Origin of the sequence: Alicyclobacillus sp. SP_1, assembly GCF_024706985.1 — a bacterium.
Lineage (GTDB): Bacteria > Bacillota > Bacilli > Alicyclobacillales > Alicyclobacillaceae > Alicyclobacillus_I.
Window position 1 is genome coordinate 1 of record NZ_JAMCCX010000024.1, and the last position, 15,896, is coordinate 15,896.

The window sequence follows — 15,896 nt, forward strand, 5'->3', positions numbered from 1 at the left end:
AGGCAGACGGACAATGCTCATCAATCTTCCTTTTTGTCCCAAATTGAATTCGGATCGCTTAAGTTGACAGCATTGGGGACTGTCCTCGGATAAGGCGGTTCTCAGCTGACTTTCACGATATTGACAGCATCTCCGATGTGCTGGAATCGCACATATCCAGTCGAATCAGCCCAGATGAGAATGTGGTCTTGAAGTGCGATGAAGCTGCCAGTGCCGTCAATCTGAGTTGCTCCATCATAGACATCAATTCGGTCCCCGAGGGTGAGAGCGCGGCGCAAGTCATCCGTCATGGTTACACCTCCTTCGCACACTGTAAAGTACGCTTATGCGAGATGCTTGGCGTGGACGGTTGTCGCAGAGTCGCGTCCATATTCACCTTCAGGGGCGAATTTTGGCGAAGGACGCAGTTTCGTCATTTCATTCGTCATTTCATTCGTCATTTCAATTGAGGTTACAAAAATCATCTGCGTATGAAAAACGTTGTGTGGATTTTACTTTACTTTTCATCGAAACCGTGTTATCCTAAGACCGTTCAAGAAGCATCGGTACCCATGTATGAATTTATGAGCCGTTTACGTTTGCGCCTCATTGGGGACGCAGAACGTGGCGGCTTTCGTACTTGTCTACGTGAATGTGCATGCGAACAAATTGGTTTGTACCCGCAGGGTACGAGGAGGAAACGATTGTGGAACAAGGTATCGTCAAGTGGTTTAATGCAGACAAGGGTTTTGGCTTCATCTCTCGCGAAAATGGAGATGACGTGTTTGTACACTTCAGCGCCATCCAAGGAAATGGTTATCGTTCTTTGGAAGAGGGACAACGCGTGACGTTTGACGTAGTTCAAGGTCCGAAAGGTCCGCAGGCAGCCAACGTAGGTTGATTTGAGCGGCGTTTATCCGCTGAACGTTGTGGAGGACGACTTGCAAAAGTGCCTCTGTGGCTTCAGTGGATATCGCACTTGGAGTTCAGCGCAGATTAGTGCGATGAACTGCCCAAATTTAAATACCAAGGAAAACACCCGTCGCTGAGGCGGGTGATTTTATACTACGCGAGTAAAGCTGGGCATCTTTTCGAAGGTATTCTCAATGAATGTGATTTTCGTTCGTTTTGTGTTGAAATGGCACGCACTCCCGTTGATAGAGTCTGAATCCACAGAGTTTGAATTCGGGGATGCCACCGTAGTTATCATGAGAAATGGGGGATTGACATGGCGTACAACAATAGCAGAAAACCGGTCAGTCAGCATGTATATGAGGACACCATGGTTTGGCAATGCTCTGAGTGTCAGTGTTGGTCTCGGATGGAATTTATTTTAGTGGGAGAGCCAGAGTGCCCGCTTTGCCATGCTAAGATGGTTCAGGAATTGAAAAATGTTCGGGTGGACTAGCGTGTACCGGTTGCTTTTTCTCTCGCACTAGGTAACAGGTTTGTGCGCTTAATTTAAGTTTTGACGAACCGGGCTGAAGAGAAAATGCGCTGCGCGAGGTACTCGATTCGGACCAGGCATCGAATCAGGTGGGGGGTAGTTCAAATCGAATCAGGTGGGGGTAGTTCAAACAGGAAGACAGAATGAGTGTAAATTGAGCTGCCTCCATTTTCGGCGGAATTTTGTGGTTTGACTTGATTGTTGATGCTCGCCACTGTATAATAGCCAAGTGTCTTGCGGGTGTAGTTCAATGGTAGAACCTCAGCCTTCCAAGCTGATGGCGCCGGTTCGATTCCGGTCACCCGCTCCATATCGCAAGGGCCATCAGATGTTGGATGGCCCTTTTTCATAGGTGATGGTGCTTTCTGTGGTGTATGATTCTGTTGGGTATGGGAAGGACAAAAGGTGCTTTGGGTAAATTTAGAAAATGATGAGAGCAGGGATGAATGTGGAGAAGATTTTGGTAGTTGGACATAAAAACCCGGATACAGATTCCATCTGTTCTGCGATAGTGTATGCGTCACTCAAGACAAAATTAGGTGTTGAAGCAGAGCCTGTTCGACTCGGTGTCATCAACGGCGAAACGCAATTTGCGCTTGAGTACTTTCATGTGAATGCTCCCCGCCTCGTTCAAAGTGTGAGTGATGAGGCGCACAAAGTGATATTGGTGGATCACAATGAACGCCAACAGAGCGCAGACGACATTCAGTCAGTGACAGTGGTTGAGGTGGTGGACCATCACCGCATAGCCAACTTTGAAACGGCTGGACCGCTGTATTATCGAGCCGAGCCAGTCGGTTGTACAGCCACTATTTTGAACAAGCTATTTAAGGAGCATGGCCTTTCTCCAGATGCAACAGAGGCTGGACTTATGATTTCGGCGATTGTTTCGGACACGTTGCTGATGAAGTCGCCGACGTGCACAGAAGAAGATGTCGCTGCGCTCAAAGAGTTAACCGAGATTGCTAAAATTGATTTGGAAGAGTATGGACTGAATATGCTAAAAGCTGGCGCGGATCTGAGCGGTAAGCCTATCTCAGAGCTTATCTCGCTGGATTCGAAAGAATTTCAGATGGGTCCCTATAAGGTGGAAATTGCTCAGGTCAATACGGTTGATACACAAGACGTTCTTGGTCGTCAGGCAGAGCTTGAGGAGCGGATGAAGGAACGTATTGCGGACAAGCAATTGGATTTGTTCTTGTATATCGTAACCGACATTCTGCAGAATGATTCGATTGGCGTGGCCCTGGGTGAACAGGCTGAGGCTGTAGAAGTTGCCTATGGAATTTCACTAGAATCCAACCGTGCCTTGTTAAAGGGCGTTGTCTCACGGAAGCAACAAGTCGTGCCTGTGCTGACCGATGTATTGAACCAACGGCATAAAAACTAGACGTTTTGCAGACCTATGGATTTTGAAAAGATATGAGTATTTTTCTACGCCTGTTGCATTTTGTGCAATGGGCTTTTCTTTGTTGTAGTCGGCTCCCGTCTCCTGTGAGCAGTCCGCTTCACTATTCTCTGAACACGAGATTCCATGAGCATATTTGCATTTTTATTCAATAATTATACTAAAAATTTAATTGACGAAATAGACAAGATTCTTGACAATTCGACATGAAATTTCATTGAATTATTGTCTAATATTCGATAGTATTGGAATTGTTCTATCATATACTACTCGACAGGGGGAAATTGGATGCGTTCCAAGAAGTACGCAGGCCTTTTGGTGGCTGCAATGGCTGCATCGGCGTTCTCTATCCAGGGAATGGCGTCATCAAGTTCCGCTCAAATGGTGGTTCCGCGAGGTATCGGGGCAGCTATCACGAAAGAGGCGACGGTCGTCAGCGCCACGCCATCAAATACGGAACTCACTGTCAGTGTTATTCTCCGCACCACTAACACGCAACAATTGAAACAGTATATTGAAGCTACCACGACTCCGGGAAACCCTATGTTCCGTAAATTTTTGACTACCCAACAGTTTGCGCAACAGTTTGGTCAGCCCATGCCTGTGGTTCAATCTATCGTCAATTACTTTCAATCCTATGGAATTACGTCTCACGTCTATCCGGACAATTTGGATATCACATTGACTGGCACGGCGGCACAGTTCAATGCGGCCCTGACCATCAGTTTGATGGATATGGCTTTCGGTGGACAGACTTTCCATGGAACCAAAATTGCTCCTCGCGTCCCCACGTCCATTGGTTCGCCCATTCTCGCGATTCTTGGCTTGGACAACTATAGCCCATTTGCGAGCAATGCTGTACGCGTTCCAAAATCGGTGTTGGCTAAGTTACCGAACGATGGGCAGTCGTCTGCAAACGCGATTCCTACTGGCGTCATGACGCCTCAGCATTTCGAGTCTCTCTACCATATTGACTCTCTTTACAAAGCGGGCGATTATGGACAGGGCGAGACGATTGGTATTGTCACGCTGGCAGCTCTTGATCCGACAGACCCTTATGGTTACTGGGATGGATATCACGTTCCAATCAATAATGACCATCGGGTCAAAATTATCAACGTCGATGGAGGTCCGGGTGCTCCGTCGAATTCAGCGGGATCGGGCGAGACAGCTCTTGACGTAGAGCAGTCTGGTTCGGTAGCACCACACGCCAACATCCGTGTATACCAGGCTCCTAACACAGACTACGGTTTTGCGGATGCATATTTTGATGCTATCACTCAAAATAAAGTTGACACTCTGTCCGCGAGCTGGGGGGAGAGTGAGACAGCCATCACAGCTTCTATCGAGGCTGGACAAGAGTCTCCAGGTTATGCCCAGGTGTTCAATGAAGCATTTATGGAAGCTGCCGCTCAAGGTATCAGTACGTTTGTGGCAGCTGGCGACCAAGGTGCCTATGATGCGAGTGGCGATATTGGGACTACGAACCTCAGCGTGGACAATCCGTCAGATAGTCCCTACACGACTGCAGCGGGCGGCACCACCTTGCCATGGAGCGATTTGCCTGGCAACTTTGGCAACGTAGGCCTGGGCATTCCGAATTCGGTCGTGACGAAGCAGCGTGCATGGGGCTGGAATTATCTGTGGCCGTATTTTGCAAATTTCGGCGCAACGAGTGAAGCTAGTTTTGCACCGACGTTGATTGCTGGCGGTGGCGGTGGCTACAGCGTACTGTTCAAGCAACCATGGTATCAGAATGGCGTGTCTGGCATCCGTCATTTTGACGCAGTTCCCTATTTGACACCGATTGACAACAACACCTCGTGGTCGTTCAATCCCAATCCGAGTGTGATTAGCGGTACGTCCAATGGCGGCAGGGCGATGCCGGATGTGGTGTTGGATGCGGATCCGTTTACAGGTTACAACATTTACAGTGCGACGTTTGGAAAAGACCCTTGGTCCACGGGTTGGGGTGGCACGAGCTTCGTTGCTCCGCAGTTGAACGGTATCGCTTCCTTGATTGATGAGATGGTGGGAGGCCGCGTTGGATTCTGGAATCCGCAAGTGTACCATTTTGCGGCGCAGCCCAATTCGCCATTTACAACGATGGATACCAGTGGCGGAAGCAACACTAACCTCTACTATACTGGACGTGCGCATACCATTTGGAATCCGTCCACGGGACTTGGGTATCCAAACGTCACAGAGTTGGCGAAAGACTTCATGGCAACGGGAGCACCGGCAGGTCCCGGAGCACCGGCAGGTCCCGGAGCACCAGCAGGTCCTGGAACACCAGCAGGTCCTGGAACACCAGCAGGTCCTGGAACACCAGCAGGTCCTGGAACACCAGCAGGTCCTGGACCGATGGCTGCATCGAAAAATTGATTGTCCTCGCTTTCTAAGAGGTTGCGGCGCCAGACGCCGCAACCTCTTTTGCACCAAACAGGTGGAGACTGGGACGAACAGATGTCGTGCCCGCGCCTGTGACAGCGGGCATAAGATGGACTGGAGATGCGAGTACTGAGGTGGTGACAGGTGCGGCAGGGGCGTTCGGGCGAGACAGAAGATGTAGGGTTCCTCTCTGCAGTCTATCGCGGGTTGGGCATTGCTGCGGCCGTCCTGCTGTTGACCGGACAACTCTCGATTGCGGGGGTTTTCCTCTCACCAGGAGCGTTTTCACTGTCTCTGTCGGGACCGTTTACCGGCTATGCGGTAGAGGGCGTTACTCCATCTGCGAACGCGGTTCTCGATGGCTTGGACGTCATTGTTGCCTTACTACTCATCCTCAACGAGATAAGTATTGTGGGCACCTTTATCACGGGTGGCCGCTTTACCATTGTGGTCAGCGGACCCCCGTTTGGAAGTCAGTCGCTGGCGACCTATGCGCCACAAGCGCGCGAGTTCTTTTCTGATTTCCGAACTATGGCAGAACAAAAAGCCCGCGGACACCAACGCCGTTGATGGCGTCGCCGTCGCACGGAACCTTGAGCGCTTTTGGACAGTGGAGCGAGTCTGGACAGGGGGGCTGCAGATGCGGAGATGGTCCATTCCCGAGATTCGTCCCAGTAAAGGGGCTATTTATGTGATGGCGATAGCCGTTGGGACGTTTACTTATTTCTTTGTGCGTCCTCGTCCGGACGACAGCGACGGGAGAGAAAAAGACCAGGTATCTCCTGCGGCAACGGAACGTGTGTCCCGTCACCCGTAGCGTCTTCGCTACGGTCTAACACAGAGGGCGTATGCCAGAGTCTTCCTTTTGACACTTGCGTAGCCGTCTCGGCGAGCACCTCCAGTCGCCGGAGGTCGGGCAGACAGAGGTGTCTGTTTTGCCATGTTAAAAGACCCTCGCGTTGAAGGTCCGATAGTGCTCGGGACATGGACTCTCGGTTGAGGCCAACCATATCCGCTAGATGTTGTTTTGTGACCAGCCAATCCACAACCGTTCCTGAGGGCGAGGAAACGCCAAAGTTTGCAGCGAGATCGACCAATAGATTGACGACGCGTAGGCGTGCGTCCATGAAAGCGAAATAAGACAGTTTTCGGTCAGCCTGTTGCAAGCGCTCGGCGAGTGTTGCGGCAATCCGACGAAGGATGAGCGGGTACTCTGTCATGAGCGTTTCTAAATCTTCTCGCTTAAGTTGCCAAAGTAGAGTGTTCTCCATGGCCCCTACGGAAGCCGTTCTGCGAGCGTCAGAATGAATCATCTCCAACTCGCCAACCACTTCTCCGGCAAACTGGTGACCGAGCACAAACTTACGCTCCGAGTTTTCCACGAAAATTTCGAGCGATCCCGCTTGTATCACATACACAGCATCGCCCACGCTACCTTGGTGAAAGAGGATTTGTCCGCGCAGCAAGCGTTTTGACGTCAACTTTTTACGGACGGTCGCCCGTTGCAAATTGGGGATATCCGAAAATAGAAAGGCGTTCATAAAATCCGTTTCCATAAAGTTCACTCCGAAGCAAGAATGACATGATGTCTACTTGGAGCATACTCCTTTAAAGTCTAGACGCAAGTGCCGTGGCGTGCGGAGGAGTGGCAGAGAGATAGTGAATCGAGACGCCTTCTTGGCGAAAGCGGCGTTCAAAATCACTTTGCACATGAATTCCCGAAATAGGAAACACACGATTTTTGCCACTAGGCTCTTCGGTCGTAGGCTGTTCTGCAGGCACGTCGCGAATGACTTCTTGGACGGTCCAGCGTGTCGCAAGCAGTTGTTTGATGGACCAATCAAAAAGAGCCTCGTTGTCGGTCTTTAATTCCAGTGTTCCAGAACTCCGCAATAAACGCTCGTATTGCTGTAAATAAGTAGGGTGTGTCAGACGTCGACGTTCATGTCGGTGGTGTGGCCATGGATCGGAAAAATTCAGATAGATACTATCGATACTGTTGTGCGGCAGATGTTCGGACAAATGAATGGCATCACTCTTCCAGGTGCGAAGATTCAATAGATTTTCTTGTAGTGCGCGGACCGCTGTGAATGCTACGAGGTATGCCTCGCGGTCCACGCCGAGACAGAATGCGGATGGATTCGCCCGGGCTAGGCTGGTGAGAAAGGCACCGCGGCCACAGCCAATTTCCAATACTTTTTGGGTGCTCGATTGCCACAGCAATGTTGTGTCTAGACCCTGCAAGTCATTCAGCAAATAGGGTGCAGCTTTTGCTTCGATGTCTGGAAGTCGATATAGTCGGCGGATGCGCGTAGTGTAACACCTCTCTGTATAGGGTGGATATTATTAAGGGCTTGGTCGATCTCGATGTAAATCCAAGAGTTGTCCATGCTCTCGGAGCCACTGACGGCGCACCTTGTAGTCCGGGAGAATGTCCTCCACCGTGGCCCAAAATGCGTCGGAGTGATTCATGTGGAATAAGTGCGCTAGTTCGTGCACGATGACGTAGTCGACTATCTCCCGAGGGCCCAAAAATAACCTCCAATTCAGTGCGATGGTCCCATCGGATGAACAACTTCCCCATCGACTCGTCTGGCTACGCAGGACGAGTTTTTTTGGCAACCTTCCCATGCGTGTACCGTATTCCTGAAGGCGCTCCGTGGCGTGCCGCTTCCCGAACTGTTTGAACCACTCGGTGAACGCCTCGTAGAGAGTTTGCGAATAGGATGCATCGACCCATTCCGGAGGAACGGTGACCTCAAAGGATTGGTCTGTCCGATGCCACGTGATGGTCACGCTTTGCTTGTTCGATGCGTGAATGTGGAGCGTCTGTGGCTCGCCGAGGACGGGAATACAGTCATTCTCTGCAAAAGAGTGCCTAGGCAGTGCTTCCAGTCGCAGCCTCGTCTCTTCTCGGGCCTTCCATATCCAGTCTGTTTTTTCGCGCAAAATGGTATCCAACTCTTCGTATCGAATGTATGGAGGCACCGTCACGCGAAGCGTGAGGTCTGCGTTCATTCGCAATGTGACATTTTTTGCGTTGGAGCGTATGACGACATGGTACGGAATGAGAGTCCCGTGTATCTTGAGGACAGACTCAGAAGTCACGAGCGGCGCTCCTTTCTCGCAAAAATGAGGGCCGGACAGTAGGTCCGACCCTGACATTGTCTCACAGCTTATCAAGATTGAGAAGAAGAGTTGGAGAGTCTGTGACTGGCCAACTCCGACTTTCGAAGCGGCCCAGCGACTAAAAGATAATAGACGATACCTGTTACGATGGGCGCCGTAAAAGCGCTCAAATCCGCATTCCCAAACCACTTTGGAGACAGCGGGCTCACCCACAGACCTTGGCTGTTGACGGTGAAAAACGTGGCAATAAGGCCAACGACAAAAGCGAAAATGGCTCGCCAGTGAATCCCGTTTTGGTACCAGTAGGGACTTCCTGCCTCCGTAGACATCAAACCATCCGTGTCATAGCGTCCTTTAATCAGTCGATGGTGAATCAAAAAGATGGTCGACCACGGTCCAATGACCAAGATGTTTAGAGAGAGAAATTGTTGAAAGAAATTGAGGAATTGATTGGAGATGAATAGAGCGTACAGAGCGACGAGCGTACAAAGTGCGCCGTCGATCATGACGGCTGCATACCGTTTGATACGGATGCCCATCGACAAAAAGCTCATCCCAGAACTGTAAGCGTTCAAATAATTGGCTGTAATGTCGCCAATCACCACAACGAGCAGAAAGGGAATCGCAGCCCAAGCAGGTACCGCGCGGGCAATGGCGGAAACCGGATTTGTGGAAAATGCCTGGGCATTGACGAATGTTCCGAGCAGAATGCCCACGCCCATCATCACGAAGGACGCAATGCCACCGCCGAGAAACGTCACCCAAACAATCTTTCCCGTGCTGGAGGTTTCGGGTAAATAGCGAGAGTAATCCGCAGCGAAATTTACCCAACCATAAAGAGAGCTGATGAGTCCGATAGAAGTTGCCATAAGGAAGGTGGGGAAAGCCCCGTCTGCGGCCATGTCTTTGACGGGTGTGGAGAACGCCCAGTGGACATGCGGCAGGATAGCAATGACCAAAACAATCGTAAAAGCGGCTAAGAGAAAGCTGAGAATTCGCTGCATGGTGAGCAACGTGGCATGACCCAAGATGGGGACGATATACGTCAAGAGCAGAGTCACGATTAAGGCGATGACGGTCGGACCAACTCCAGTGGAGGGTAGACCAACATAGTGAGCTAGACTGAGCAAAGCGAAAATGGTCAAGACCATGGTCACAGCTTCCCAGCCAACTGCGGACAGCCAACTAAAAAAGGCTGGCAACTTGTTCCCGCGAACACCAAACGCGGCTTTGGAGATGGTCAGCGTGACGGTGCCACCTTTCGGGCCAGTGCTCGAGGCATAGCCGAGAACGGCGAAAGATACGGCACATACTAGAGAGGCCAGCATACTTTCCCAGACATTGAGACCAAGACTGGTGAACAGTTGGCCGATGACCACTCCTGTGTAGGTGAGCACAGCGGCAAACCAGACAAAGAATAGCTCTCTTGGCTGTCCGTGGCGCCGCTCTTTCGAAATGATGCCAGTACCCTCTGTTTCGATGTGAAATGCTGCATCGACCTGCGCGGTTTGCTGGCTTTGTCTTACGGGTTGAGCCACACGTGCTTCCTCCCTTCCGCAGAACCAAGATTCATGCAGTCGTTCGGAAATGACAAAGTCCACGAGGAAATAGGACCTCGTAGTCAAAGCGATTTCCGGTCGCCTGGTAGAAACTGTCGGTCCATATTTCCGACATTATACGAGGTTTTGCAAACGCATTGTACAAGTCTTTGTGGGTGCGGTCAATATGTACTGTCCCCCATGTTTGGTCCACATCGCATTTTCTGAGCAGCGCCGAGAGCGCGAGAGAGGGGGAAGTTCTCATGGCACAAACGACAGACCTGAGCCGCATCCTGCAACTTCAGTTCCAGGTCGGCACGACCAGCAAAGGGCTGCCAAAAGTCAAGAATCACAATTTCCCACACGTGAATCCGGCCGTTTCGGATGACGACCTGTTGGCAGCGGGGGAGGCTATCGCGGCTCTCTTTGCCGACACCTTGCACCAAGTAGCACGAGTAGACCAGACACTGGTGACGGCAAGTAGCAGTTCGGGAAGCACTGGGACAGCGGGATCGACCAATTCCAGCAACGGGAGTAACACTGGAACGAGCTCAAGCACTGCAGGGGCCTGACCCAGACACGTCTCTGAAAGGCAACAACTCTCATGCGGATGGTGGCAATGGAATAGAGGAGGTGTTGAATATGGCAACCAAAGTCGTTTTGCAGTTGCAGTTTCTCACAGACGCCAACAAAAAAGTGCGCATCTCTGTTCCCACCCCTGTGCAACCCGTGGACAATACGGCTGTGGACAAAGCGATGGACCTCATCGTCGAAAAGCAGTTGTTCGCCTTTGCGCAAGGGATGATTGTCAAGAAGATTGGAGCAGAGCAGGTCGAGACCACGAGCGGATCGGTCGGGTAATTGGCAGGTCCCATCATCGTCGACGCCTCTCGGGCCATGGGCCCGGGAGGTTTTTCTGTGAGAACTGATATCAATGGGAACGTTTGGCGGCTGGCGTATGCCTATACCTACAGGAAGTTACGGAGAGTGTGTCGATCCGCCACGTTTCCAGAAAGGGTGTTTCGATAGCGGGTGTTGAAGATAGTGATCGACGGCTTGACAGAGGCTTTCCCCGTCTTCGCCCTCCACAAGATGCTTCCCATCCATCAGAACAAATGGACGGCGTGCGCATAATTGACAATGGTCGATGCAGGAGTATTTGTCAATGCGAACTCCACGTTCGGATTCCTCGAGTTTTTGCAAAGCCAGAGCGGAGCCGCGTTTTAGGTTTTTTTGACAGAATTCAGCACGGTGGCGCATGGGTTCAAGGCCCCCTGTGGCTAGACTTTCTCGCGCCGCTGGACGAGTTTTCGAATCACGTAGAGCGCGAGTCCAATGGTCAGAGCGATTGCGCCAACGGCAAGCATCGGTCTCCTTGCCGCATGCAACAGTTCATGTACGCTTTCGCCGAAAAAGTAGCCAGCGAGCGTGAATAGTGTGCACCACAAGATGGATCCGACGATAGTGTATACGACAAACCTTCGAAAAGCCATTCTCGATAGGCCGGCGGCGTAAGGTGACAGGGAACGCACTCCGGGCAAGAATTTGCCCGGAATGAGGATGAGAGCGCCGTGGGAACGGACGAGTTTTGTGACGCGCTCCAATTTGTTGGCTGGGACGATGCGCCACTGCGACAGTGACCCAAAGAACCGAGATTCGAAGGTAGTGGCTGCGACAAACGCGATGGATGTGCCCGTGACATAACCTGTAGCGGCACAGAGGAGTACTCCGACGAGACTCATGTTGCCCGTGGATGCAGAAAATCCATAAAACAATAGAAAAGCATCGCCCGGAAAGGGTATGCCAAGACCCTCAATGAACAGGGCGAGCCATAGTCCGGCATAGCCAATGCCCATCAGGAACTGGGACGCATGGGTGGCAAAGCAAGTCAGACAAAAATGCACGATGGACCCGCCTTCTCATGGGAATTGGACGTGTTGTTACAGCGTATGGCTGCATCGCAGGAAGCATGTCTGTTTTTTGCCAGGTCGCGCGTGCGGGAGGTGACTTCGGACAGGTTCTGATATGATGTAGGAGAAAAAGATGCGCGGCTGAGCGGGATCGAAATAGAGCCTTCGGGAGGAGTGGCGGTGGTGGTGCGTGACGAGCGTCCGTACGATGAATTTTCCTTGATTTCCGCCCTGACCGAGCGGTTGCCAGAGGCGGGCGCGGATGTCCGCGTAGGCATTGGTGACGATGCCGCGGTACTGATTGCCCATGCTGGCGAAGACGCGTTGGTGACGACGGACACCATGGTTGAAGGCGTTCATTTTCGCACGGAGACGATGCACTTTTCGGATGTAGGCTACAAATGCCTCGCCGCCTCGGTCAGTGACATAGCTGCGATGGGAGGACGGCCGACGGTTGCCACCCTGTCTCTTGCGATACCAGCGAAGACGGCGCTCGGCAAACTTGAGCAACTGTACGATGGAGTGGCTGAGGCGGCGCGAGAATATACCGTCTCCGTGGTCGGCGGAGACGTTGTTTCGACGACTGGCCCGCTCGTACTCACCAGCACGGTCATCGGCCGCGTTTCGGTCGGGTTGGCGATGCTCCGGAGCGCGGCGACGGTTGGAGACATCGTCTTTGTCACGGGCGACCTTGGCCGATCCGCTGCGGGTCTCCACACGCTTCTTCATCCCTCTCCTCTATTCCGTCCCGAGGAACTCGGCTATGCTCAAGCCAAGCACCAGCGACCGACGGCGCGTGTGGACATGGGGCAGTGGCTCTCCGGCCTCGGCGTGCGCACCTGCAATGACGTGTCCGACGGGCTTGCGTCGGAACTGAACGAGATTGCGCATGCAAGTAAGGTGCGTCTGCGCGTCCATTTGTCCCAGGTTCCGCTCCATCCATCGACACGCCGCATTGCTCGCCTGGCAGGCATCGATGAATTGGACTTTGCTCTGTATGGTGGCGAGGATTATGAATTGGTTGGAACGGCGCCCCCGCATGTCTTTGCGAACGCTCTTGCGGTGGCGGATGCAATGACCTGCAAAGTGACGGCCATCGGGCGTGTGGAAGCGGGGGATGGGGTTGTCGGGGTGTGGCCGGATGGACATCTCGATGTGGTCAAGCCACGCGGCTTTAATCACTTCGCAGCAGAGGAGCGGGGAGTATGACCTCAGGGAATGCCATTTGGGAAGTTATGACGTACTCTCCGGAGGAGACGCGGCAACTCGGACGGGTGGTCGGGGAGTTGCTGGAGCCCGGGGACACGCTTCTACTGTGCGGCCCACTCGGCGTGGGTAAGACGCGTATGGCTGGCGGTATTGGCCAAGGACTCGAGGTCGCGGTGCAGATGACATCGCCGACCTACACGTATGTCATGACTTATTATGGGCGAATCCCGCTGGTCCACATGGACTTATATCGATTATACGAGAGTCATTTTGCCGTCGATGGTCCGTCCGAGGAAACCTTGGACGGCCTCGGTTTCTTTGATTATCTGGATGGTCAAGCGGCGGCATTGATAGAATGGCCGGAAGGCGTCTCGGAGTACCTGGAGGACTGTCTGTGGATACAAGGCAGTTATGGGACGGACGGAGATGCGAGGCTGTGGAGAATGGAGTCCCGAGGATTTCGCAGTGCGTCTTTACTTGGGGAATGGAGGAAACTGTGGTCACGCTTGTGATGGACACTGCAACGGAAGTCATCGCAGCTGGCGTGGTCGTCGAGGACCGACTGGTGTCCAGTTGCACGTCTCGCGTTGCGCGCTTGCACTCGCGGTTTTTGGCACCTATGTTGGATTCGGCGCTCGCCGTCAGCGGTGCGAACAGGAAACAGATTGAGCAATTGGTCGTGGGGGTTGGACCGGGATCGTACACAGGAGTTCGCATTGCGGTCAGTACCGCCAAGGCGATGGCGACAGCACTGGACATCCCGCTGCGGCCCGTCTCGACGCTCAGTGCTCTCGCGGCGGCTGCGATGGCGGCATTGGCGCCCGCAACCGGGGAGGATGTGCATCTCACGTGCCTGCTCGCGGCGCGACGGTCGCGCGCATACGGGGCACGCTATCAGGGCGCTCATCGGCAGCCGTCCTTGCGAACCTTGTCTCTTGGGGCTGTTCGGTCGTATTCTGAGTGGCAGACAGTGGTCTTGGAGGACGTTGAAAAGTATCCGACGGCGCGCCATCTGGTGGTCTACGACGAACCTATGCAACCATTTTCCAGTGCGGGGACGAGGTTGCAGTGGTTGCCTTTGGGACAACTGATGGGGCAATTGCCACTTGGCCTCTGGAATGCTGCGCGCGAAGTGACGCCAGTCTGTGGTGCCGAAATTCATTCCTTGGTACCCGCGTATCTTTTGGAGGTCGAGGCAGAAACGCGGTTGCGGCAGAAAGGAAGTATGCCCGATGCAGAGTAACTGGAATCCCGAGGAGTTGAAAATTCGACATATGGTTCTCGCCGATGTCGATGATGTGATGAAAGTCGAGCGCCGCTCGTTTACGGCTCCTTGGTCTCGGCAAGCGTTCGTGACTGAGTTGGCGGATAATCAGTTTGCGCGGTACCTCGTTCTCGAATACAGCGGACGGGTCATTGGTTATGGCGGCGTTTGGCTCATTATCGATGAGGGGCACGTGACAAACGTCGCGGTCGATCCCGATTTTCGCGGCAAACAACTTGGTGAGCAGATGATGCGGGCACTGATGTCGCTGTGCACTTTGCAAGGAGCCCGCAAAATGACGCTCGAAGTGCGTGTCACGAATGTTGTCGCACAGAGACTCTATGAAAAATTGGGGTTTGAGACGGTGGGAGTGCGCAAAGGGTACTACACAGACAATCAAGAAGATGCTTACATCATGTGGGTCGACTTGCCGGAATTGAATCAGGAGGCTTTTGCGGAATGAGTGCGGTCAGAGTCCTCGGATTGGAATCCAGTTGCGACGAGACGTCTGCCGCCATCGTCGAAGGTGGATCCGTCATTGTGTCGCAGCGAACGGTCTCCCAGGTCGACACACATGCGAAGTTCGGCGGAGTTGTCCCGGAAATCGCGTCGAGACAGCATGTGCGGGTCATCACGGAGGTGGTTTCGGAGGCGTTGAGGGACGCGAAGATGAATCTTTGGGACTTGGATGGGATTGCCGTCACCTGTGGCCCCGGGTTGCTCGGCGCACTGCTCGTCGGCGTTTCTGCCGCCAAAGGATATGCGCTTGCGACGGGCTTGCCTCTGTATCCTATTCATCATATTGCGGGTCACGTTGCGGCCGTGGGTCTTTGCGGCGAATGGAGACCGCCCTTCGTCTGCCTAGTGGTGTCCGGTGGTCATACGGAGTTGTTGCTGGTGGATGCCGAGTTTCGATTTCAACGACTCGGGGGCACCTTGGACGACGCAGTCGGAGAGGCCTACGATAAAGTTGGCCGCTTATGTGGATTGCCGTACCCTGGTGGTCCTGAAGTCGACCGCCTGGCAGAACTTGGTAATCGAGCGAAGTTTCCGTTTCCACGACCGCTCCTTGAAGAGGAGGGCTATGATTTCTCTTTCTCTGGGTTAAAGTCGGCTGTGGCCAATCGATGGGCCAAAGCGAACCAACATGGGGAGACTGTTCAAACGGAAGATGTTTGTGCCAGTTTTCAGGCGGCTGTACTCGATGTACTCTGCCGTAAGACGGTTGCGGCTGTCCGTGCGACGGGGCTTCGACATGTGGTCGTAGCGGGAGGGGTAGCGGCCAATCTTGGACTGCGCCGACAGTTGGCTGAGGCGGGAGTGGAACATGGTTTTACCGTCCAATTTCCAGACCTAGCCCTCTGCGGAGACAATGGTGCCATGATTGCGGCTGCCGCCGCACGCATCTGGCAGACGGGTCGAACTGCTACTCAGCAGTTGAACGCGCATGCCAGTTTGTCTCTGGAAGACTGGCAAGACCACTGGCAGACACTTTGACGTCCAGCCTGTCGAGCCGTGTATCTCGTATGCGGTGGTTTGCGGCTGTGGATAAGACGCATTGTCGAAATTGGGGACAAACCGTCGAATCCTAATACACGCAAGCAAACGCCTTGTGGATAAA

19 protein-coding genes, 1 tRNA gene and 1 riboswitch are annotated in these 15,896 nt (G+C 53.0%); of the genes, 13 read left to right on the top strand and 7 right to left on the bottom strand.

Features of this window, described 5'->3' with window-relative positions:
* Positions 1–101: 101 nt before the first annotated feature.
* On the bottom strand, positions 102–290 hold the full coding sequence (locus tag M4I36_RS07580; RefSeq protein ID WP_258111132.1) for a hypothetical protein: 189 nt from the start codon (positions 288–290) through the stop codon (positions 102–104).
* A gap of 395 nt (positions 291–685) precedes the next feature.
* On the opposite strand from M4I36_RS07580, the gene M4I36_RS07585 reads away from it, so the two are divergent.
* From M4I36_RS07585 to M4I36_RS07610, 6 genes are all read left to right on the top strand, one after another.
* Positions 686–880: a cold-shock protein gene (locus M4I36_RS07585; RefSeq protein ID WP_258111133.1), complete on the top strand. Its 195-nt coding sequence runs from the start codon at positions 686–688 to the stop codon at positions 878–880.
* A gap of 327 nt (positions 881–1,207) precedes the next feature.
* Positions 1,208–1,387 carry a cold-shock protein gene (locus M4I36_RS07590; RefSeq protein WP_258111134.1) on the top strand — a complete coding sequence of 60 codons (180 nt, stop codon included), beginning with the start codon at positions 1,208–1,210 and terminating at the stop codon, positions 1,385–1,387.
* Positions 1,388–1,662: 275 nt separating this feature from the next.
* Positions 1,663–1,736: transfer RNA gene (locus tag M4I36_RS07595), tRNA-Gly, on the top strand.
* A gap of 138 nt (positions 1,737–1,874) precedes the next feature.
* On the top strand, positions 1,875–2,816 hold the full coding sequence (locus M4I36_RS07600; RefSeq protein WP_258111168.1) for a manganese-dependent inorganic pyrophosphatase: 942 nt from the start codon (positions 1,875–1,877) through the stop codon (positions 2,814–2,816).
* A gap of 306 nt (positions 2,817–3,122) precedes the next feature.
* Positions 3,123–5,219, top strand: coding sequence for a S53 family peptidase (locus M4I36_RS07605; RefSeq protein WP_258111135.1), 2,097 nt, complete (start codon positions 3,123–3,125; stop codon positions 5,217–5,219).
* Between the two features lie 150 nt (positions 5,220–5,369).
* Positions 5,370–5,795, top strand: a complete 426-nt coding sequence (locus tag M4I36_RS07610; protein ID WP_258111136.1) for a hypothetical protein — start codon at positions 5,370–5,372, stop codon at positions 5,793–5,795.
* Between the two features lie 146 nt (positions 5,796–5,941).
* Here the strand turns inward: M4I36_RS07610 and M4I36_RS07615 are convergent, their stop codons facing one another.
* The 4 genes from M4I36_RS07615 to M4I36_RS07630 form a co-directional block, all read right to left on the bottom strand.
* A complete protein-coding gene (locus tag M4I36_RS07615) occupies positions 5,942–6,781 on the bottom strand; it encodes a Crp/Fnr family transcriptional regulator (protein ID WP_258111137.1) in 840 nt (279 codons plus the stop codon).
* Between the two features lie 52 nt (positions 6,782–6,833).
* The gene (trmB, locus tag M4I36_RS07620; protein WP_258111138.1) at positions 6,834–7,481 is read right to left on the bottom strand and encodes a tRNA (guanosine(46)-N7)-methyltransferase TrmB; all 648 of its coding nucleotides are present in this window, start codon (positions 7,479–7,481) and stop codon (positions 6,834–6,836) included.
* 90 nt (positions 7,482–7,571) lie between these two features.
* Positions 7,572–8,333: a M48 family metallopeptidase gene (locus tag M4I36_RS07625; protein ID WP_258111139.1), complete on the bottom strand. Its 762-nt coding sequence runs from the start codon at positions 8,331–8,333 to the stop codon at positions 7,572–7,574.
* A 71-nt stretch (positions 8,334–8,404) separates the two neighbouring features.
* Positions 8,405–9,892: a purine-cytosine permease family protein gene (locus M4I36_RS07630; protein WP_258111140.1), complete on the bottom strand. Its 1,488-nt coding sequence runs from the start codon at positions 9,890–9,892 to the stop codon at positions 8,405–8,407.
* Between the two features lie 60 nt (positions 9,893–9,952).
* Positions 9,953–10,055: riboswitch (purine riboswitch) on the bottom strand.
* Between the two features lie 100 nt (positions 10,056–10,155).
* Between M4I36_RS07630 and M4I36_RS07635 the strand changes: the two genes are divergently transcribed.
* Entirely contained in the window at positions 10,156–10,464 is a 309-nt protein-coding gene (locus M4I36_RS07635) for a DUF1659 domain-containing protein (protein WP_258111141.1), read from the top strand.
* 70 nt (positions 10,465–10,534) lie between these two features.
* The gene (locus M4I36_RS07640) at positions 10,535–10,753 is read left to right on the top strand and encodes a DUF2922 domain-containing protein (protein WP_258111142.1); all 219 of its coding nucleotides are present in this window, start codon (positions 10,535–10,537) and stop codon (positions 10,751–10,753) included.
* Between the two features lie 117 nt (positions 10,754–10,870).
* On the opposite strand, the gene M4I36_RS16845 is transcribed toward M4I36_RS07640, so the two are convergent.
* On the bottom strand, positions 10,871–11,152 hold the full coding sequence (locus M4I36_RS16845; protein ID WP_374985742.1) for a DUF1450 domain-containing protein: 282 nt from the start codon (positions 11,150–11,152) through the stop codon (positions 10,871–10,873).
* Positions 11,153–11,172: 20 nt separating this feature from the next.
* Entirely contained in the window at positions 11,173–11,796 is a 624-nt protein-coding gene (locus tag M4I36_RS07645; protein ID WP_258111143.1) for a DedA family protein, read from the bottom strand.
* Positions 11,797–11,982: 186 nt separating this feature from the next.
* On the opposite strand from M4I36_RS07645, the gene thiL reads away from it, so the two are divergent.
* The 5 genes from thiL to tsaD are packed head-to-tail and all read left to right on the top strand — an operon-like array spanning position 11,983 to position 15,772.
* The gene (gene thiL, locus M4I36_RS07650; RefSeq protein WP_258111144.1) at positions 11,983–13,011 is read left to right on the top strand and encodes a thiamine-phosphate kinase; all 1,029 of its coding nucleotides are present in this window, start codon (positions 11,983–11,985) and stop codon (positions 13,009–13,011) included.
* The gene (tsaE, locus tag M4I36_RS07655; RefSeq protein ID WP_258111145.1) at positions 13,008–13,523 is read left to right on the top strand and encodes a tRNA (adenosine(37)-N6)-threonylcarbamoyltransferase complex ATPase subunit type 1 TsaE; all 516 of its coding nucleotides are present in this window, start codon (positions 13,008–13,010) and stop codon (positions 13,521–13,523) included. Before thiL ends, tsaE begins: the two co-directional genes overlap by 4 nt.
* On the top strand, positions 13,508–14,254 hold the full coding sequence (tsaB, locus tag M4I36_RS07660) for a tRNA (adenosine(37)-N6)-threonylcarbamoyltransferase complex dimerization subunit type 1 TsaB (RefSeq protein WP_258111146.1): 747 nt from the start codon (positions 13,508–13,510) through the stop codon (positions 14,252–14,254). The genes tsaE and tsaB overlap by 16 nt, the downstream gene beginning before the upstream one ends.
* On the top strand, positions 14,244–14,738 hold the full coding sequence (gene rimI / locus M4I36_RS07665) for a ribosomal protein S18-alanine N-acetyltransferase (RefSeq protein WP_258111147.1): 495 nt from the start codon (positions 14,244–14,246) through the stop codon (positions 14,736–14,738). The genes tsaB and rimI overlap by 11 nt, the downstream gene beginning before the upstream one ends.
* Positions 14,735–15,772 carry a tRNA (adenosine(37)-N6)-threonylcarbamoyltransferase complex transferase subunit TsaD gene (gene tsaD / locus M4I36_RS07670; protein WP_258111148.1) on the top strand — a complete coding sequence of 346 codons (1,038 nt, stop codon included), beginning with the start codon at positions 14,735–14,737 and terminating at the stop codon, positions 15,770–15,772. The genes rimI and tsaD overlap by 4 nt, the downstream gene beginning before the upstream one ends.
* The last annotated feature ends 124 nt before the right edge of the window (positions 15,773–15,896 follow it).

Excerpts from the sequence above, each read along its gene's own strand:
- tsaD (WP_258111148.1), top strand. The coding sequence starts at position 14,735 with ATGAGTGCGGTCAGAGTCCTCGGATTGGAATCCAGTTGCGACGAGACG.
- M4I36_RS16845 (WP_374985742.1), bottom strand. The coding sequence starts at position 11,152 with ATGCGCCACCGTGCTGAATTCTGTCAAAAAAACCTAAAACGCGGCTCC.
- M4I36_RS07580 (WP_258111132.1), bottom strand. The coding sequence starts at position 290 with ATGACGGATGACTTGCGCCGCGCTCTCACCCTCGGGGACCGAATTGAT.
- tsaE (WP_258111145.1), top strand. The coding sequence starts at position 13,008 with ATGACCTCAGGGAATGCCATTTGGGAAGTTATGACGTACTCTCCGGAG.
- M4I36_RS07640 (WP_258111142.1), top strand. The coding sequence starts at position 10,535 with ATGGCAACCAAAGTCGTTTTGCAGTTGCAGTTTCTCACAGACGCCAAC.
- rimI (WP_258111147.1), top strand. The coding sequence starts at position 14,244 with ATGCAGAGTAACTGGAATCCCGAGGAGTTGAAAATTCGACATATGGTT.
- M4I36_RS07605 (WP_258111135.1), top strand. The coding sequence starts at position 3,123 with ATGCGTTCCAAGAAGTACGCAGGCCTTTTGGTGGCTGCAATGGCTGCA.
- M4I36_RS07590 (WP_258111134.1), top strand. The coding sequence starts at position 1,208 with ATGGCGTACAACAATAGCAGAAAACCGGTCAGTCAGCATGTATATGAG.
- M4I36_RS07635 (WP_258111141.1), top strand. The coding sequence starts at position 10,156 with ATGGCACAAACGACAGACCTGAGCCGCATCCTGCAACTTCAGTTCCAG.
- M4I36_RS07615 (WP_258111137.1), bottom strand. The coding sequence starts at position 6,781 with ATGGAAACGGATTTTATGAACGCCTTTCTATTTTCGGATATCCCCAAT.